Origin of the sequence: Leptospira wolffii serovar Khorat str. Khorat-H2 (assembly GCF_000306115.2) — a bacterium.
GTDB lineage: Bacteria > Spirochaetota > Leptospiria > Leptospirales > Leptospiraceae > Leptospira_B > Leptospira_B wolffii.
Map to the genome: position 1 here is coordinate 196,061 of NZ_AKWX02000007.1, position 19,333 is coordinate 215,393.

The window sequence follows — 19,333 nt, forward strand, 5'->3', positions numbered from 1 at the left end:
ATATGAGACGAGGTGTCTGCATCCTAGGAGCCTCCGGTTCGGTCGGAGAATCCACTCTCAAGATCCTAAGATCTTTTTCGGAGGAATTCCAACTTCGTTCCTTCAGCGTGCATTCGAATTTGGAAAAGGCCAAGAGTCTCGCCTTGGAATTCGAACCCGCTTACGTTTGCGTAAGTTCCGAAGAAGCGGACAAATCCGTACTCGGGACCAAAGTAGGAAAGACCCAGGTCTTATACGGAAAGGAAGCCCTTTGCGATTTAGTCCGGGATTCGGAAACCGAGACCGTGGTCACCGCGGTGGTGGGTGCGAGCGGTATCCGCCCCACAGTTGCGGCCATCGAAGCGGGAAAAAAGATCGGAATCGCCAACAAGGAAACCCTCGTCAGTTGCGGCCCTTATATCCGATCTCTATTAGAAAAATATAATTCTTATCTGGTTCCTGTGGATTCGGAGCATAATGCCCTCTATCAGCTGTTGGAGAATATGAAGAAGGGGACTGCGGATCGGGTGGTCCTCACCGCTTCCGGCGGACCCTTTCGTAAACTCCCGATCCGGGACCTTCCGAACGTAACGATAGAACAGGCCTTGAAACATCCTACTTGGAATATGGGGCCTAAGATTACGATCGACTCCGCAGGGATGATTAATAAGGGATTGGAAGTCATAGAAGCGCATTTTCTATTCGGATTTTCCTACGACAAAATAGGAGTAGTGATCCATCCTCAAAGCGTCGCCCACGGGGTTGTGGAAACCAAAGACGGCGCGAGTTTCGTATACGCTTCCTATCCGGATATGATTTTCCCCGTGGCCCACGCGTTATTCTATCCTAAGTCGGTGCCTTCTTCGCTGAAGAATCATCCCGCCACCTCCTGGGGAAGTCTGGAATTTTCCGAGGCGGATCCGGAGAGATACCCGGGATTAGGGTTGGCTTACGAAGCGGGAAGAGCCGGAGGGTCGGCGCCTTCCATATTCAATGCGGCGAACGAAATCGCCGTGGAGTCTTTCTTAAGAGGAAAGATTCTGTTTACCGAAATTCCTTCCCTGATCCGAAACGTACTCGAAAAGATTCCGAATACGTTTCCGGAAGAATTGGAAGGTTACGAAGAAGCGGATCGAAAGGCGAGAGAACTCGCTCTCAGTTTTTCCAAGAACAAGGTAGTGCATTTATGTTAGCGAAAATCCTAGGCATAGTCTTTATGCTGGCTCTCTGTATCTTTATCCACGAGTTGGGGCATCTTGTCATGGGTTGGCTCGTAGGAGTCAAGGCTCGTATCTTCTCCATAGGTTACGGAAGAGGCATTTGGAAAAAGAAAATAGGAGAGACTACCTTTCAGGTCACCGGAATTCCTTTGGGCGGTTACGTTCTTTTCAAAGGAGACGACGGTCTCGCGCTAAAGGGAGAAAAAGGAGAATTCCTTTCCACTCCTCCTTTGAAACGCATGATCCCCGTGATCGGCGGGCCCCTATTTAATCTCATCCTTGGGTATATTATAATATTCAGTTTATATACTTTCGGTTATAGACCCACTGGAACTCGGATCTATCTGGAACCTGCATACAACGAATTTTCTCCCGGATACCAGGCGGGACTTAGAAGCGGAGATAAGATCGTAGAGGTGAACGGCGCTAAAACCGAGACCAAATACGAACTGTTATCCGAGATCGGTCTGGCAAAGGGACAGGATATCCATATCAAAGTGGATCGGGACGGAAAAGAATTGGATTTCGTATTCTCCGATCCCCAAATAGGAATCGATTTCGCGGGAGAAAGAAGGGTAGAAGTCACCTTCGGAATCAAACAACAACTTACTCATTGGTTCCAATCCAAGATTTCCTCCTTGGACAAGGGAGGGGAGGCTTCCCATTATATGCAGGAGAGAGCGGAAAAAACCGTCGCCTCGGATAGATTCTCTCCTCGGGAACTCGCCTTGATGGAAGCCGAGACCAGAAAAAAAGCCCAGGAGTCCAGGGCCATGGATTTTCTGAACGACGGAGACAAGATTCTTTCCGTAAACGGAATCGAAGTGCATTCCGTTCCCGAGTTGCAATCCACTCTGGGAAAATTCCAAAACGAAAAAGTGAAACTGGTCGTGGACCGGAAAAAATATCCTCTCCTGAATCCTTGGACCAGAGAAAAAGCCGAAGCGGAGATGACCGTTCTTCCAGCTTTCGTTGTGGAACTTAAGAATTTGAAAGATAAGAAGTATCCGGAAATTCCTATCAGTACGGTCAGTCTACAGAGTCACGACGCCGAGATCAAACTCAAGCTGATGAGCATGAAGATCGACGGCAAATCCTTCGCGAGCACAGAGGAATTACAAAAGGAAGTGGAATCCAAATTGGGCAAAAGAGTCCAGTTGCAGGTGGGAGACCAAACCTGGGAGGCGACTCTAGGAATCCGAAAAATCGGTCTTTTAGGCTTTATCGCAAGTAGATCCGTGCAAGAGGAACAATTGGATCGAAATCTTTCCTTCGGAGAGATCTTCATCCAATCCAATAAGGATATAGGCAAGATTATCTCGGATAATATCCGAGGACTGGGAATGCTATTCTCCGGAAGAAGTCCGGTGAAAGACAGCGTAGCGGGGCCTGTGGGACTCGCAAAGGCTTCCGGCCAATTTTTGGAAGAGGGGCTGTACTCCTATTTCCAATTCATAGCTTTTATTTCGATCGCTTTAATGATAATGAATTTACTTCCGATTCCCGTGGCGGACGGTGGACATATCGTTTTTTTCACGTATGAGGCGATAGCCGGTAGACCTCTGCCTTTGGCGGTTCAGGAGCAAATCCTAAAAATCGGATTCTTCTTCCTATTATTCTTGGGCCTCTATGTGACGTATCACGATGTCTTACGATAATCGAGAGTCATGAGAGCATCCAAATATTTAGTACCGACGGAAAAGGAAAATCCAGCGGACGCGGTGGTCGCGTCCCATAGATTGATGGTCAGAGCGGGGCTGGTGAGAAAGTCCGGTTCCGGTTTTTATTTTTTTCTCCCCCTGGGACTCCGTATTCTTAAAAAAATAGAGAATATCGTCCGCGAGGAAATGGACTCCACGGGAGCTTTGGAATTCGAACTTCCTATCCTGACTCCTTCGGAGTTTTGGGAACAATCCGGTAGATGGCCGGTCATGGGTGCGGAAATGTTCCGTGTCAAAGACAGGCACGACCAATGGTATGCTCTAGGGCCTACTCACGAGGAGTCCTTCTCTTATCTGATCAAGCCTCTTCTAAAATCCTATAAGGATCTGCCGATCAATGTCTACCAGATCCATACCAAGTTCCGGGATGAGATTCGCCCTAGATTCGGAGTGATCCGATCCAGGGAGTTTATTATGAAAGACGCATATTCTTTCCATCTGGACGATTCTTCTCTGGACGCTACCTATCAGGATATGAGAAACGCATATCGCAAGATCTTCCAGCGTTGCGGACTCAAGACCATTCCGGTTCAAGCGGACTCGGGTTCCATGGGAGGATCCGCTTCCGAGGAATTCATGGTGGTTTCTCCTATCGGAGAGGAGACTCTTCTTCTTTGTTCTAACTGCGGATACAATTCCAACAGCGAGAAGACTCCCTATATCGACTCTGAGAAATACGTTCCGAACGGCCCGAAGGAAAAGAAAGAAGTTCCTACACCCGGAAAAAAATCCATCCAAGAGGTTGCGGAATTTTTAGGAGTCCGTCCGGAAGATACGATCAAGACGGTCGCACTTAAAAACGGAAAAGAATCCGTATTGGTTTTCTTAAGAGGAGACCTGGAATTAAACGAACATAAATTGAAGTCCTATCTGAAATGGACGGACTTGGATCTGATTCCGGAAACGGATTTGAGAAGCCAGGGTCTGGTCCCGGGATATATAGGACCTTCCGACGCAAAGTCCGGATTTAAGCTCATTTTGGATTCTTCCGTGAAGAAGGACGGAGCCTATATCGTAGGCGGGGGCAAAGAGGATTTCCATATCCAAGGTTATGTTCCTGCAAACGAACTCAAATCGGAATACGAGACCGCGGATGTGGCCATCGCGAGAGAAGGGGATCCTTGTCCGAATTGTTCCACTTCTCTAAAGGCGGAAAAGGGGATAGAAGTAGGACATATCTTCAAATTAGGAGATAAGTATACCAAGTCTTTTCAGATCCAAGTGTTGGACCAGCAGGGTAAGGCAAAGACTCTTACTATGGGTTGCTACGGGATCGGAGTCAACCGAACCATGGCCACTGTGATCGAGCAATGCAACGACGATAAGGGTATTTACTGGCCTATTAGTATCGCACCTTTCGAGATCGCACTCGTGACTCTCGCTAAGGGCGCTGAGCAGGAATCCAAAGCTTTAGAGTTTTATGAAAATCTAAAGAATGAAGGCTTCGAGGTCTTCTGGGACGATCGCGATCTCGGACCGGGCTTCAAGTTTAAGGATTCCGAATTGATCGGATTTCCGATTCGGATCACTGTGGGTAAAAAATTCTTCGAAACCGGAGAAATTTCCATCTACGATAGAAAACGGGACAAGGACGAATCCTTCGCTTTCACCGATTTCGATGATTTGAACACGAGAGTCGAAAACCTAAGACAGGAATTATACCAGGACTTATTAGGGGAATAACCTAAGGAAGGAACCTCTATGGCTAAAGAGCGCAGCTTTACGGAAAAGGAAGGCTATTTCGGAGATTTCGGGGGGAGATACGCTCCCGAGATTTTAACCGAGGCCTTGATCGAACTGGAAGGGACTTACGAGAAACTTCGCAAAGACAAGAAGTTCAAGAAGGAACTGGAGTTTTACCGTAGGAATTATATCGGAAGACCTTCTCCTGTTACCTTCGCCGAAAGGCTGACCCAGGCTTGGGGCGGCGCTCGAATTTGGTTAAAAAGAGAAGACCTGAATCATACGGGCGCTCATAAAATCAATAATACTATCGGACAGGCTCTTATAGCCAAGGCCATGGGAAAACGCAGGATCATCGCGGAGACTGGAGCGGGGCAACACGGAGTCGCAACGGCTACTGTGGGGGCCATGTTCCAATTCGAGACCGCAATCTTCATGGGAGAAGAGGACCTTCGTCGCCAGAAGCTGAATGCGATCCGTATGGAGATGCTCGGGGCCAAGGTGATCGGGGTCTCTTCCGGGACCGCCACTCTCAAAGACGCAACCTCGGAGGCGATGAGAGATTGGGCATTAAACGTTTCTAATACGCATTATATCGTGGGGTCCGTGATCGGTCCCCATCCTTTCCCGACCATAGTTAGGGACTTCCAGAAAGTCATCGGAGAGGAGTCCAGAAAACAATTCCAAAAGGAAAACGACAAACTTCCCGACGCGGTCGTGGCTTGCGTAGGAGGAGGTTCGAACGCTATGGGAATGTTTTACGGTTTCTTAAAAGACAAAAAAGTGAAGTTATACGGAGTCGAGGCTGGAGGAAGAGGCTCTTCCCCGGGAGAACATTCCGCGACTATGCTTTTCGGAAAAACGGGATTCTTGCATGGAACCAAAACATTGGTGATCCAGGACGAGGGAGGACAGGTGGTTCCGGCTCATTCCGTTTCCGCCGGATTGGATTATCCGGGAGTGGGTCCCGAACATGCCTACCTCCATTCTTCCGGAAGAGTGAAATACGAAACCGTTTCGGACGAAGGCGCCTTGGACGCATTCATGGAAGTATGTAGAATAGAAGGTATCATCCCCGCATTGGAAACGGCTCATGCCTTCCATTTTGCCAAAGAATTAGCCAAGGACTTGGGAAAGAAAAAAGACATTCTAATCTGTCTTTCCGGAAGAGGGGACAAGGATGTCGCAGAGGTGGCTAGACTAGTCGGTCTCTCTAAAGGAGAATTACTTTGAGCGCCATTCGCAGCGTATTTTCAGAGAATAAAAGCGCTTTCATCCCGTATATCTCGTTAGGCGATCCGAGCTACGATCTTTGTGTGGATTGGGCGGATGCGTTGATACGCGGCGGTGCGGATATTTTGGAGTTGGGAATTCCCTTCTCCGATCCGGTCGCGGACGGTCCCGTTATTCAGAAGGCTTTCAAGCGGGCCTTGGGAAATCCTTTCTCTATGGAAAAGATTTTAGAAACGACCGAGAAAATCCATTCTCTTCATCCTCATATTCCTTTGGTGTATCTAACGTATTTCAACCCGATCCATCATTACGGTTTCGAGAGGTTCGCGGAGAAGGCCAAGATCGCAGGTATACAAGGTATGATCATACCGGATCTTCCTTACGATACCCCGGAAACGGACGATCTCTTTAAATCCTTGAGAAGAAGGGGTGTGGATCTTATCCATCTTGTGACTCCTGCCACCGCCGTTTCCCGTATGAAAGGAATCCGGGATTTCGCCTCCGGCTTCATTTACTATGTTACTTCTTACGGAGTGACCGGGGAAAGAAAGGCGGTTTCAGACGGATTGGAAGATAGGATCCGGTTGACCAAGAGCATTTTTTCTCTTCCGGTGAGCGCAGGCTTCGGGATCTCAAGCCCGGACCAAGCTTCCGAGATTTCGGAATATGCGGACGGAATCATCATCGGTTCCGCCGTCCAGAGAATCATAGAGGAAAACGGAAGCGATCCGAGCGTGTGTAGGAAGAAATTGGAAGAATATGCTCTTTCCATTTCTCGATCTCTCCGGGGAAACAAATAAAAAGTTTTTCGTAGTCGATATTTTCTTTCCCAATCTTGGAAGAAAATTGACGAAACCCTCCCGGGGGAGAGAATCCTTCCAGTTTCCATTCGGAGGAAAGAATGAGCGAGTCCAAAACCGCCTCGAAAATTACCTTACTGGATATTGTCTTCGGGGTTACCACCTTACTCGGGATCCTAGGTCATCTTTATTTCGCCTTCTTCCCCTACGCTCCGTATTCGGATGCGATGATTCTCTTAGGGGCATTGCTTTTATTCTCTTCTTCCTATTTCTTCTATAAAACCATCGTCAAGTTCGGTAAAGACAGGCAGGCCATTGGGAGTCTTTGGTTAGCCGTAATCATCGCCTTCGTTTGGTTCGATTTATATTCTTATTTCGATCCCGCAAGAAACGTGGAGGAAGCTTCGATCTCCTGGAGATTCTATCTGAGATCCAACGATAACGCTAGAAAGGAATCCGAGAACGAAGAAGGCCGGATGATCATCAAACGGGTTCCTTATCCGAAAGCGCGTAACGATATCAATATCATAGGAATTACCACGGAGTCCTTGGAAAAATTGGGCGGGGTCTGGCCTATTTCCTGGGAATATTATGCAAAAATAATTAATGCGTTTTCCGAATCGACGAACCATCTCATGTTCGACATTTTCTTGTTGGATTATAAGCCCGGACAGACCGAGGCCATGGCCAAGGCTTTAGCCGGCAACCCAAGGGTAATGTTCGACTATCCGATGGAGACCAGTTTGGAATCCAGAGGAGCCATTCAGAACCTGGACAAAAGGGTGCAGATTCTCCAGAAATTCCGTCTGGAAAACGTCCAGGACGATAGCTCCGGCTCCTGGCTCCGTTTCCCTCAGCCTCCGATAGAACCGATCGCGGAAAAAGCCTCCGGTCTGGGATTTGCAAATATCAAAAAAGACGCAAGTGGTCTGAACCGAAAAATGCCGATCGTAGCCAGAATCTACGAATCGGGAAAAGGGGACGAGGCCACTTATTATCCCTCCATCGACCTGATTATCGCCTGCAATTATTTCGGAGTCGACGTTAAGAAGGATACCGAAGTGGTGATGGGGAAATACGTTAAGATCAAGAATATTCCCCAAAAAACGAAATCATTCTTCGATCGTACCACTTTGAAATGGGTCTCCGAAGATATCATGGCCGTTCCGAACGAAAAAAGGGAGATCACGATCCCCATAGACGATGACGGACAGATGGAGATCAATTTTCCCGGCGGATTATTCGCGTATAATAATTTTGAAATCTTCGACGTTGCGGAGACCTGGGACAAGGAGACTCCGAAGCAGACGGACAATAATATCTATCTGGTGGCCATGTATTACGCTACAGGTAGAGGTACCGCAAAGGATACCCACTTGTCTCCTTTCGGAGATATGTCCGGGATCGAGCACCATGCTCATGCGATCAATACGATCCTAAATCAGGACTTCCTTTGGGATATGCCCTTGGGTGGAAATTTCCTGATTTATCTTTTCATGGCCTTCCTGATCGGTCTCGTTCTTCCTAGACTCAAGACTTCCTGGGGATTCCTATTCATCATTCTGATCGCATTGGTCTACTCCGTGGCTTCCGCGGTGGATTTCCTCGTTCTAAATATTGTGCATCTATTTCCGACGGTGGTCTTCGAGCAATTCTCTATCTTCGTTGCGATCATCGGTTATAAGATTCTGACCGAAGAAGAGAACGTAAAATATATCCGCACTACATTCTCCAAATTCGTTTCCAAAGACGTCGTGGACGAATTGCTAAAAAATCCGGAGAACCTGAATTTAGGCGGATCCAAGAAGGACATCACCATATTCTTCTCGGATATACGAGGCTTTACGACCATGTCCGAGAAAATGGGGCCGGAGGAACTGGTCCAATTCCTGAATCAATACCTATCGGAAATGACGGAGATTATCATCGAGTTCAAGGGAACGATTGATAAATACATGGGGGATGCGATCATGGCTTTCTGGGGGGCTCCGGTTCCTCTGGAAGACCACGCCTATTATGCCTGCGCGGCCTCCATCGCACAGATGAGAAGGCTCGCCGTCCTAAAAGAGGAGTGGAAAAGCAGAGATCTCCCCGTTATGGATATTGGAATCGGTCTCAATTCCGGACCCGCGGTAGTCGGAAATATGGGAAGTTCCCATAGGATGGACTATACTTGTATGGGAGACACCATTAACCTGGGCTCCCGCTTGGAAGGATCCAATAAGGAATACGGAACTAATATTATTATTTCGGAATATACTTACGAAAAGGTTAAGGATCGCATAATTGCCAGGGAGTTGGATTTGGTCAAGGTTAAGGGTAAAACCAAGCCGGTCCGGATCTACGAACTGATCGACTTAGTGAACGAAGAAGACCTAAAACTTCTGAGGAGACCTTTGCAAGCAATCGAGCAATCCTGAAGACCGTAAAAAGACGGAACATGCAACAGGAATATTCGATATTAAACGGGATCCGCCTTCCGGCGGATCTTAGAAAATTGCCTCTTGAGGAACTGCCGCAACTCTGTTCCGAAATCAGAAATTACATTATCGATACTCTCTCAGGAATCGGAGGGCATTTCGCCAGTAATCTGGGCGTGGTGGAATTAACCGTTGCCCTCCATTACGTTTTTGAGACACCCGCCGATCGTTTGATTTGGGACGTGGGGCACCAAACCTATCCTCATAAGATTCTCACGGGAAGAAGAGAAAGACTCTCCACCGTTCGCAAATTCAAAGGTCTATCCGGATTTCCTAAAAGGGAAGAATCCATTTACGATTTGTACAACACGGGTCATGCCGGAACTTCCATATCCCAGGCCTTGGGAGAAGCAGTAGCTAGGGACCTGACCGGTAAGGATTATAAGGTGGTTGCGATCATTGGGGACGCATCCATCGCAACCGGAATGGCATTGGAAGCGATGAATCACGCGGGGCATCTTAAGAAAGATCTTCTAGTCATACTAAACGATAATTATATGTCCATCTCCAAAAACGTTGGGTCCATATCGAATTATCTGAATAATATCATCAGCTCCCATTTCTATCGGAATTGGAAGAGAATATTTTATACTTTTCTAAAATGGTTCCCGATCGTGGGTCCGGCTATGGAGAGCTTTTTCAAAAGGGTGGAGAAGGGCTTCAAGGACGTATTTACTCCCGGCGGACTTTTCGAGGATCTCGGTTTCAGTTATATAGGTCCTGAAGACGGGCACGATGTGATCCGTTTAGTGAAGATGCTTCGAAAATTGCAGAATATGAAAGGGCCGGTTCTCTTTCATACGATCACCCAGAAAGGTAAAGGATACGTTCCGGCGGAGAAGGATCCGATCAAATACCATGGAGTTACCCCTTTCCGTAAAGAGGACGGAGCCATGGATTCCGGAGACGCTTCCAAGATCTCATTCTCCAAAATCGTAGGAAAAGTCCTCTCGGATCTTACCGAGAAAAATCCTAGAATCGCCGCGGTGACTCCTGCAATGATAGAGGGTTCCGGTCTGGGAGAATATGTTTCCAAGTTCCCGGACCATGTTTACGACGTGGGGATAGCGGAGCAGCATTCCGTGGCTTTTGCGGGAGCGATGACCAACGGGGATGTGATTCCCTATATGTGTATTTATTCCACGTTCCTGACACGAGGTATGGACCAGCTCGTGGAGGATGTATCCTTAATGAATCTTCCGGTTCGGTTCGTAATCGATCGCGCCGGTTGCGTAGGCCCGGATGGGGAGACCCACCAGGGATTATTCGATCTTAGCTATCTTCTTTCCTTACCGAATATGGACGTTTTCGTTCCGTCTTCCGGCCAGGATCTAATCGATTCTCTTCGATACATGGAGTCTTACGATAAGTCCCCTATTGCGATCCGATTCCCCAAGGCTTCCGTGGATTTAGCCGACCTAAACTTCCAGTCCAATCCGGATCTAAGACCAGGAAGTTTTCGCGTATTAAAAAGAGGAACGGATATCGCTCTTCTATCCATCGGATCCATGTTGGACGAAGCCAAGAAAGCGGCTAGCTTCCTGGAAGAGGACGGATATTCCGTGACTCTCGTCGATTTGGTCTGGCTTAGACCTCTAGGGAAAGAGTCCCTGGACGAGGAACTGTCTCAGGTGCGGCATTTTGCGATTCTAGACGAAAGTTACCTGGATGGGGGAGCTTCCGGATACCTACTCAATCGGATTTCTCCGGAATACTTGAGCCGATTTACTAAGACTTTTGCCTTCCCTTCCGAGATAATCCACCACGGGGAAAGGAAGGAAATCTTCCAAGAATACGGACTAGACGCCAAAAGTATCGCGAAGTCCCTTTCGGAAATCGTCAAGAAGGAGGTCCTACACGGAAAACGGAATTAAGCTCCTGAGAAGGTCTTCCGAAAATGAAAATAAAAACGGGTAGATTTAATTGGAAAACCTGACTCCTGAAGACAAACTCGAAGCTGCAAAATTTTTCTATAAGACCGGCGATCTGGATCGTTCTGAATTTCTGCTGAAAGCCTCCTTGGAAGATAACGATAGTCATGAGACCTATTTCTTCCTCGGATTGATCGAAAACCAAAAGCATAATTGGAAAAAAAGTCTGTACTATTTTTACAGATCCGTGGAAGTGAATCCGGAATACGGAAACCCTTGCAACGAGATCGGAATCCTTCTGCTTCGTATGGGAAGAGAAAGAGAATCCGTTTTCTGGCTTAAAAAATCCCTTCGCTGCACTTTGAACGACGCTCCCCATATCTCCCTCTTTAATCTGGCAACCTTATACAAGATCTGGAATCGTCCGGAAAGATCTCTGCAATATCTGCATAAGGCAATCGTGATCAAACCGGATTTCGAAGAAGCTAAGAGATTGAGAGAAGAATTGAATTCCGCTATCTAAAGTTCGGATTCCGATCGGATTGACGTTAAAAAGGGGCAGGATTGCCCCTTTTCGTTTTTAGAAGGAGTTCCTTCTTTCCTAAATTCCGCTTCTTGTTCGGAGCTTTTTCTTATTTCAATTGCGATCGGAAATTTCGTTCCTCCGTCCCATCGTAAAAAGGCGCCCCGCCCAGTCGCCGACTTCAGTTACTGCTAATTTGAGTGCATTGAGTTTGATAGCTCGGCTCACTGCGGTTGAGCAAGCAGTGTAGCGAAATCTATACTTCCTTTCGAATTATCGAATCGATGGAATCTAAATCCGAACCGTCGATGAATTTCGCACTCTTCTTTGCAACCTGCCAAAATAGGTTTTCGATTTCTTTGATTTTCGGATTCCTCTTTAATTCCTCTTCCTCGAGCCCTGCGAATGAATTTCTTTTTGCGTTGTTGGATTTCGACAGGAATGTTCCGATAGAAACTCCGATGTATAGCAAGTTGGCTAATCGAATCGAGCAACCATCCGTAAGACAGGCTTCATGAAACATTCTATCCGCTTTCCATCGCTGCTCTTTTGTAACGCTTGGATTTCCGTTTTCTCCTACCGCAACGTCATGCACGATCGATGCCCGTCTATATTTTCCGGTATAGGGAGAACCTATTGTAGACCAAAGCTCTTGTGGAATCGTTGCTCCATTTATACAGCTTCCTTTAGGGGCGAGCCATTTTTTCTCGTTGCTATCTATATAATAGAAATCCTCTTCAAGATACATCAAGCGTTCGCCTGTCCATTTGGTGATCGGATCTCCTGAAAACCCTTTGCTCATCGGTTCGGCCTCTTTACGATTAAATTACTAAAGAATACTAACCTAATATTTTTGTGCTATCCACTTAGAATTTTCGAAAATCCTTAAAACTGAACTTCGAGATCGGCTTTTCCGACTTATAAGTTTGTTTTTCTCCCGAATTTTCTCTTCCCATTCTTCTAGAGCTTTTTTAATTTATCCATTCGTGATGAAGAATTTAGACCTGCATATCCGCCCAGCCAGACCCGAAGACGCCGAAGCGGCGGTTCCTTTGATTTATAGTTCCGGCCCTGCCTCCTGGGATTTCGTTTTTAACGAGGGTCGGATCACCTCTAAGGAATTTCTTACCCGCTCTTTTCGAGGGACTCGTAATACGATCAGTCATAAGAATCATTTCGTGGCGGAAAAAGACGGGGAAATCGTGGGAACTATCGTCATTTATACTTCTTCCCGATTTCTTCTATGGAACGCGGGAACCGCCGGAAATATCTTCCGAACGTACGGATGGAGAGCACCCAAAGTTGCGATTCGAGGATTGACTATGGAGGGAATGATCCAACCTCCGAAATCGGGACGTTTGTATTTAGGGCATATCGCGGTCCCAGTCTCCTGGAGGAAGAAAGGAATAGGAGAGGCATTGATACGGTTTGCGGTCTCCACGTTTCCCGAATTCTCCAAGATATCTCTGGACGTATCCCAGGAAAATCCGGGAGCCAAAAGCCTGTATGAAAAGGTCGGCTTTAAGATCGTAGAATCCAGAAAATTCTCAGGCCCGAAAGGAAAAGTACCGGATCATTATTATATGGAGGCGGACCGCTCCGCATTCTCTTGAATTTTCGATTTTTATTAAATTCGGTTCTCATTCTATAATCTGGAACGACAAGGAGCTTCTTTCCGATTAGAATTTCGCATTCTATTTTCTTGCAGGAGAATCGGATGGAATTCGCTCCCGAGATGCTCGCATACGCCAATCGAATCCAAACCTTAGGTCTGACCGGATTCACACAAGGTACCGTTCAGGAGCGAAGGGACGGTTATTCGGCTATCAGGCAGTTATTGGGAGAGGGACCCGAGATGAAGGAGGTCGTGGATTCCAAAATTCCGACTTCAGGAAGAGATATATTCGTAAAAAATTATATTCCTAAGGGCAAGCTTCTTTCCCGAATCTTATATTTTCACGGTGGCGGCTGGGTCGTAGGGCGATTGAGCGATTTCGATCCTTTTGCCAGAAAGCTTGCTGAAGGAACTTCAAGTATCGTTTCCATGGTGGATTATCGACTGGCTCCCGAGTTCCCGTATCCTCTTCCCTTATCGGATGCCTACGACTCTCTTCTTTGGGCGGATTCTTCCAGGGACGAAGAACCTTGGAAAAATCTGCCTTTGGTGATCGCGGGAGATAGTGCGGGCGGAAATCTCGCCGCGTCTATCGTCCTTAGAGCTCGGAACGAGTCCGGCCCTAAAATTTCACTACAAATCCTGATTTATCCAGTTACCCAGGCTTTCTGCAATACTCAGTCTTATTCAGAATTCGAATTCGGACCGGGACTTACCAGGAAGGATATGGAATGGTTTATTTCCCAATACCTGCCTTCCGAATCGGATCGTAAAGACGTTTCGGCTTCTCCCTTATTGAATCCGGATTGGTCGAATCTTCCTCCAAGTGTAATTTTCACCGCCGGAATAGATCCTCTTCGGGACGACGGAGAATTGTATTACGAATATCTAAAAAATTCCGGAATTGAAGTTAAATGGAAAAGATTCGAGGGGTATACTCACGGCTTCTTTACGAAGGTGAACGCATTAAAAGCCCCGGAAGAAGGCATTCGGATCATTCGTAAAGAATTAGAGAGAATCGTTTCTCGCCCCGAAGATCCATCCTTGCGATCGAACGGAGTCGGTGAAAAAGTATGATCAGTTTACGACTAGCTGAGTTCGGTTCCGCATTAAGCAAAGAAGAATCGCCGGACCCGGAACCTCGAGGATCGGAAGTATTATTGGAGGTCCTGGCCTGCGGCGTTTGCCATTCGGATCTGCATTTGCGGGAAGGATTCTATAAGATCGGATCGGGAGAAAAATTATACGTGAAGGATAGAGGAGTCCGTCTTCCTTTGACCCCGGGACACGAAGTTGTGGGTCGAGTGAAATCCTTCGGGCCTGAAGCGAAAGGAGTATCGATCGGGGCAACGAGGCTTGTATATCCCTGGATCGGTTGCGGTGTCTGCGAAGAATGCGAGTCCGGTTTGCCTCATCTTTGTTCTTCTCCTAGGTCTCTAGGAATTTATAGGGATGGGGGATACTCGGATCGTATTCTCGTTCCCGATCCCAAATGGCTTTTAGATACCAAAGGCCTTGAGCCTGAGTTTGCTTGTTCTTATGCCTGTGCCGGTTTAACCGCTTACGGCGCCTTAAAGAAGGCTCTTCCTTTAAAGAGTAAGGATCATTTAGTCGTCATAGGCGCCGGAGGATTGGGATTATTCGCTGCTCAATTATTAGGTTTATTGACGGAGGGTAAGGCGATCTTTCTGGACCTGGAAGATTCCCGTTTGGCTAAGATTAGGGAACTCGGTTTTGTTACTGTAGATTCTTCTAAAGTAAATCCTTCGGAGGGAGTTCGAAAGATTTCAGGTCCGAACGGAGTCACTTCCGTGATCGATTTCGTTAATAATTCCGCGACCTCTTCCCTAGGATTCTCCTTACTCAAAAAGAACGGTCGCTTGATTTCGGTAGGACTTTTCGGAGGAGAGATCCGAATACCTGCTCCTATCATTTCATTACGCAATATTACCGTAAGAGGGAGTTACACCGGTTCACCCGTGGAACTGGAGGAACTCTTGGCCCTGGTTTCCGAAAAGAAGCCTTCTCCCATTCCCGTCCGCAAAAGGGATTTGCAGGAGGCTAATTCGAGCCTGGACGATTTGGCCGAAGGAAAAGGGATTGGGAGAACGGTTCTTATTCCGAGTCGAAACGGTTGGAAGGATTTCTAAATTCGACGGGTAGGGAGACTTCGGGGCCTTGATTGGTTTCCGGAATAAGGAATTCGTATTGAGAAGTTTTAAGTCTCATCCCGGCAGGTGAATCTTGTATAAATTCGGAAAGGCTCGTGGCAACATTCCTCGCCAGTTTGTATTTTAGAAGTTTATGATTCTTTTTTTTGGCGTATAATTCCCCTTCTCTGTCCGCTTCCAGATCTAGAAAGTCCAAGGGTATTTCTTCTCCTGCGTCGCTTAAAAAATAGAGCTCTCCCTCCTCTTCTCTCACTCGGATCAAGTTTAAGGGATAACCGAATATTTCCAGATATCCGTTTTCGGAAAATTCTCCGAAATGATTGTCTATGAATACTCCGTCCTGGGATTCCTTTAAGTTTTTTCTAAAATACTCTAGTATGTCTTTTTGTTGGATCGGAGAGCCTCGGAAAATCCAGTCTCCGTTTTCCATCACCTTGATTTCGCTATCCAATCTACGGGCCATTCTTATTCCTCGTGTCTATCCCGGTAACGAAAGGCCATCGCCTCGATCACTCTCGCATCCTTAGCGATCTCTGCCATATTGTAACTATAGCCTTCGGCTGAGCCTGCCTGGAAAATAGTGGGGGGAATCGGAACCATACCGGAATTGATCACATACATTCCGTCCATTCCCTTATCAAAAAGTTCTTTCTTAATCTTATCGTAATAATACTTCTCGATCTTACCTTCTCCGAAATTCCGGATGATCAGTTTGCCGAAGACACGATAGTTCTTTTTTTTGGGAGAATTCTTGAGAATTTCTATCTGTTCCCAGTTCTTTTTGTGGGAGATCAAAGTTTCCTCTTGGGAAGGGGCTTCGGGGATGAATTCTATGGAAAAACAAGTGGTTAAGCCGAAAAGCAGCAGAAAACGGGCGCTTTGCGCGAACGGAATGATTATTCCTTTCAGACTATTTAGAAATGGGAACGGAAACCGCATTCTCCCCCTATTCAAGGAGCGCAACCCCGGCGGACAAGCGGTTTTTTGCAAGGCCAAAAGATGGCTTTCCAATGGCGGATTTTTTTTATATACTCTCCCTCGACCCCCGGTAAATTCTCGCGAAATTAGGAACCCTCGTTAAGCTGGTCCCTCCGGGCCTCCTGAACTTTCCATGGAAGATATAGATCTAAAAAAACGCGCGAGAGAGAATGTTCTCAAGATCGGTTATTGCACCCTAGATGAATTGGAAGAAAAGGTAAAAGCCTTCCGGGTGATGAACCAAAACGCGGCCAAGAAAAGATATTTAATCACGCGCGAGCCGATTATAGATTCCTCCGGAAAAGTCTTGGTTCCTAAGGCTGCAGAGATCGATATTTCCACCGCAAAATTATTGAGACGTCATTTTAAACCTACCTCGGAATTCAAAACCTTTCAACCGGACGAGGGGATCGTGATCATCTCCGATATGACTTCCGCCGAAGGCGTATCCTTTACAATGGATATCGTGACGCAGATCATGAACCTGGGTGGGGGCGCCTACGAAGGTTTTATCGATAGAGTGGACAGTTTCGGGGACTTCATCAATCTTTTAAAGAAGTCCCTTTTTCCCAGACTCATCATTATCGGCTATATCCCTGCGGATAAACTTCAGGGAGAGCTATTGAATTTCGTAAGAGTCAAGAGAGTGGATAATTATCTGAGAGCCATGGAGCTGACTCATACGGCCTTTAAACCCCAGGCATATTTTCCTAAGGTCCGTCAAATCGAGATTTCCCAAGAGGATCCCAAATCTTGGGGTCGCTTCGTAGTGGAGATCGTTCGAGAATACACAAGACCTTATCTCTTGGAAGAAGTTTAATCCCCTAAAAATCTTAGAAATCGGTCGATTCGCTTTATCATCATTTTTTATTTTACTTGTAACTTTAATTGTTTCAAGTTGTCTAAGAAATGAATTCAGAATGGATCGAGCGAAAGTCCGGAAGATATATCCGTTCTTTCCGCATTCGGTCGGAGGATCCCAATGAGTCAAATTTCCGAAACAGTACTAGTCACAGGAGCGTCCGGCCAATTAGGTCGTTTGGTATTGGAAGAATTATTAAAGAAAGGTCATAAGAATATTATCGCTACCACAAGAAAGCCGGAGTCTCTCGACGATTTCGCTAAAAGAGGGGTAATCGTCAGATCAGCAAGTTTCGGAGATCCCAAGGGACTCGCGAAGGCTTTCGAGGGCGCGGATAGAGTTTTGCTTATCAGCACGGATAATATAGGAAATCGAATCCAGGAACACGGCAATGCGGTTGACGCCGCCGTTCGGGCGGGAGTGAAAAGAATTCTTTATACATCCATGATAGATCCGGATCATGCGCCCGTTACGTTCGCTTCCGAACATGCCGGAACGGAGGAAAAGATCCGTAAGAGCGGGTTGCATTATACGATTCTAAGAAACGGGCTCTATTCGGATTATTTAATACCAAAATTGCAGCACGCCGCAACTTCGGGAACACTCGCCGGTTCCGGAGGAGAAGGCGCCTGCTCCTATGTGACTCGTCTGGACTGCGCGAAGGCGGCGGCCTCCGCATTGGTCGCTCCTTCTTCCGGAAACCTCGTTCTGGACATCACGGGGCCCAAGGCTTGGACGTATTCGGAACTCGCAAAGCTGACCGGAGAATTGACTCATAAGAACGTTTCCTACTTGGATCTTCCTGCGGAGGAATTGTCCAAGGGGCTCGTTGGAGCCGGAATACCTAAACCGATGGCGGATGCGTTGGCATCTTTCGACGTTTCCATCCGGGAAGGTTATATGAAGGGCGTCAGCACCTCGGTCAAAGACCTAACCGGAGAAGAACCGGAAGACGCAAAAGGATATCTGGAAAAAAACAAGAGCCTGCTTCTCTCCTGAATATGAGAAGAATAGGAACTCCTCGGGAAGTTCTAAGAACGTTTTCTCGAGGGGTTTAGCCAGGTGATATTCGAATTCAGGAAATAATTCGTAAACATAGCCACGGCGATCGCGGTCAGATCGCTTAGCAATCTTGCCTCGAAATTCTGCGGGACTCCCAATCGAGGCAGAAATTTGTGGAATAGCAATTGAAAGATTCCCAATTGCACGAGTATTCCTAAGGCGCTTACTCCCGAAAAGATGACGAATCCACGTATCGCGGCCCACTTTTCGTATCTAGTTTCATAAAAAGTAAAATAGTTATTCAGGATGAAATTGCTCACGATGGACAATTCTATCCCGAAGAATACGGAGGCGGGAAATAGGGGAAGAATCTCGAATCCTGTAGAAACGTCCTTGATTCCCAGACTTTCGAATAATACGAAGCCGAATAGATTTACCAAGACTCCGCTTATTCCAACTATAGAATAGAGCAGAAAGGTGGACGAAACCCATTTTCCGAATCTGAGATCCAATACGCTGACTAAAAAGCTTCTCGCTATGGAATTATTGAGCTTGGTTTCTCCGTGCAATCTTCTGCGAAAATGGAAAGGAACTTCCTTGATTTTGAGATCTCCTTCATATCTTCCGATGAGTTCCAGAAGTATCTTGAATCCTCCGGGATTGATCTTTTCCCCGCTCTTAAAGAATACTTCTCTACGTATCGCAAAAAATCCGCTCATAGGATCGGAAATCCTGATGGGCAATAAGAATTTTGCGAATGCGTTTGCGACCACGCTTAAGAACTTTCGAATCCAATTCCATTTACCCGTGGAGCCTCCGTTTGCGTATCGGGTTCCCACTGCCACGTCGGCTCCGTTTTCCAATTCTCGGATCATTTCGGGAAGAATGCTTTCATCGTGCTGTAAATCCGCATCCATTACCAGGAAGAATTCTCCCTCCGCTACGCTCATTCCGGATACGATAGCGGAAGAAAGCCCTCGATCCGTCATTCTGCGGATCAATTTGAGTCTGGGGTTTACTTCTCGGATCTTTTCCACAATGGACCAGGTCCCGTCGGGGCTATTATCATCTATTACAATAATTTCATATTCTTCTTTTTGGAAGATTCGGCCCAGGTTGGAGAGGCAAATTTCGATATTTTCGGCTTCGTTGTAGGTCGGCAATAGTACGGATACTTTAGGTCGCATTCTTCGCT

General features: G+C 46.8%; 17 protein-coding genes. 13 read left to right on the top strand and 4 right to left on the bottom strand.

Features of this window, described 5'->3' with window-relative positions; genetic code table 11:
* The first annotated feature begins 2 nt into the window (after positions 1-2).
* The 8 genes from dxr to LEP1GSC061_RS05215 all read left to right on the top strand — a co-directional run bounded on the left by dxr (position 3) and on the right by LEP1GSC061_RS05215 (position 11,510).
* Positions 3-1,172: a 1-deoxy-D-xylulose-5-phosphate reductoisomerase gene (gene dxr, locus LEP1GSC061_RS05180; RefSeq protein ID WP_016544211.1), complete on the top strand. Its 1,170-nt coding sequence runs from the start codon at positions 3-5 to the stop codon at positions 1,170-1,172.
* A complete protein-coding gene (locus LEP1GSC061_RS05185) occupies positions 1,166-2,857 on the top strand; it encodes a site-2 protease family protein (protein WP_016544200.1) in 1,692 nt (563 codons plus the stop codon). Before dxr ends, LEP1GSC061_RS05185 begins: the two co-directional genes overlap by 7 nt.
* Before the next feature lie 9 nt (positions 2,858-2,866).
* Entirely contained in the window at positions 2,867-4,603 is a 1,737-nt protein-coding gene (locus LEP1GSC061_RS05190) for a proline--tRNA ligase (protein ID WP_016545039.1), read from the top strand.
* Between the two features lie 18 nt (positions 4,604-4,621).
* Positions 4,622-5,836, top strand: a complete 1,215-nt coding sequence (trpB, locus tag LEP1GSC061_RS05195; RefSeq protein WP_016544974.1) for a tryptophan synthase subunit beta — start codon at positions 4,622-4,624, stop codon at positions 5,834-5,836.
* The gene (trpA, locus tag LEP1GSC061_RS05200; protein WP_016544888.1) at positions 5,833-6,636 is read left to right on the top strand and encodes a tryptophan synthase subunit alpha; all 804 of its coding nucleotides are present in this window, start codon (positions 5,833-5,835) and stop codon (positions 6,634-6,636) included. The genes trpB and trpA overlap by 4 nt, the downstream gene beginning before the upstream one ends.
* A 101-nt stretch (positions 6,637-6,737) precedes the next feature.
* Entirely contained in the window at positions 6,738-9,056 is a 2,319-nt protein-coding gene (locus LEP1GSC061_RS05205; protein ID WP_016544477.1) for an adenylate/guanylate cyclase domain-containing protein, read from the top strand.
* A 20-nt stretch (positions 9,057-9,076) separates the two neighbouring features.
* Complete coding sequence (gene dxs / locus LEP1GSC061_RS05210; protein ID WP_016544699.1) at positions 9,077-10,990, top strand: 1-deoxy-D-xylulose-5-phosphate synthase; 1,914 nt, start codon at positions 9,077-9,079, stop codon at positions 10,988-10,990.
* A gap of 49 nt (positions 10,991-11,039) precedes the next feature.
* A complete protein-coding gene (locus LEP1GSC061_RS05215; protein ID WP_016544287.1) occupies positions 11,040-11,510 on the top strand; it encodes a tetratricopeptide repeat protein in 471 nt (156 codons plus the stop codon).
* 256 nt (positions 11,511-11,766) lie between these two features.
* On the opposite strand, the gene LEP1GSC061_RS20790 is transcribed toward LEP1GSC061_RS05215, so the two are convergent.
* A complete protein-coding gene (locus LEP1GSC061_RS20790; RefSeq protein WP_084680465.1) occupies positions 11,767-12,312 on the bottom strand; it encodes a DUF1353 domain-containing protein in 546 nt (181 codons plus the stop codon).
* Between the two features lie 187 nt (positions 12,313-12,499).
* Here LEP1GSC061_RS20790 and LEP1GSC061_RS05225 point away from each other — a divergent pair, with 187 nt between their 5' ends.
* The 3 genes from LEP1GSC061_RS05225 to LEP1GSC061_RS05235 all read left to right on the top strand — a co-directional run bounded on the left by LEP1GSC061_RS05225 (position 12,500) and on the right by LEP1GSC061_RS05235 (position 15,275).
* Positions 12,500-13,123, top strand: coding sequence for a GNAT family N-acetyltransferase (locus tag LEP1GSC061_RS05225; RefSeq protein WP_040508189.1), 624 nt, complete (start codon positions 12,500-12,502; stop codon positions 13,121-13,123).
* A gap of 104 nt (positions 13,124-13,227) precedes the next feature.
* The gene (locus LEP1GSC061_RS05230) at positions 13,228-14,202 is read left to right on the top strand and encodes an alpha/beta hydrolase (RefSeq protein WP_016545082.1); all 975 of its coding nucleotides are present in this window, start codon (positions 13,228-13,230) and stop codon (positions 14,200-14,202) included.
* Positions 14,199-15,275 carry an alcohol dehydrogenase gene (locus tag LEP1GSC061_RS05235; protein WP_016544368.1) on the top strand — a complete coding sequence of 359 codons (1,077 nt, stop codon included), beginning with the start codon at positions 14,199-14,201 and terminating at the stop codon, positions 15,273-15,275. Before LEP1GSC061_RS05230 ends, LEP1GSC061_RS05235 begins: the two co-directional genes overlap by 4 nt.
* Here LEP1GSC061_RS05235 and LEP1GSC061_RS05240 read toward each other — a convergent pair.
* The gene (locus tag LEP1GSC061_RS05240) at positions 15,241-15,759 is read right to left on the bottom strand and encodes a hypothetical protein (RefSeq protein ID WP_016544215.1); all 519 of its coding nucleotides are present in this window, start codon (positions 15,757-15,759) and stop codon (positions 15,241-15,243) included. The two genes, LEP1GSC061_RS05235 and LEP1GSC061_RS05240, sit on opposite strands and share 35 nt — an antisense overlap.
* Positions 15,760-15,761: 2 nt before the next feature.
* Positions 15,762-16,235: a hypothetical protein gene (locus tag LEP1GSC061_RS05245; protein WP_232218367.1), complete on the bottom strand. Its 474-nt coding sequence runs from the start codon at positions 16,233-16,235 to the stop codon at positions 15,762-15,764.
* A 172-nt stretch (positions 16,236-16,407) separates the two neighbouring features.
* Here LEP1GSC061_RS05245 and LEP1GSC061_RS05250 point away from each other — a divergent pair, with 172 nt between their 5' ends.
* Both LEP1GSC061_RS05250 and LEP1GSC061_RS05255 read left to right on the top strand, forming a co-directional pair.
* Complete coding sequence (locus LEP1GSC061_RS05250) at positions 16,408-17,094, top strand: Rossmann-fold NAD(P)-binding domain-containing protein (RefSeq protein WP_016544222.1); 687 nt, start codon at positions 16,408-16,410, stop codon at positions 17,092-17,094.
* Between the two features lie 162 nt (positions 17,095-17,256).
* The gene (locus LEP1GSC061_RS05255) at positions 17,257-18,135 is read left to right on the top strand and encodes an SDR family oxidoreductase (protein WP_016544390.1); all 879 of its coding nucleotides are present in this window, start codon (positions 17,257-17,259) and stop codon (positions 18,133-18,135) included.
* 32 nt (positions 18,136-18,167) lie between these two features.
* Here LEP1GSC061_RS05255 and LEP1GSC061_RS05260 read toward each other — a convergent pair whose 3' ends face one another.
* Entirely contained in the window at positions 18,168-19,325 is a 1,158-nt protein-coding gene (locus LEP1GSC061_RS05260) for a glycosyltransferase (RefSeq protein ID WP_040508076.1), read from the bottom strand.
* Positions 19,326-19,333 lie beyond the last annotated feature (8 nt).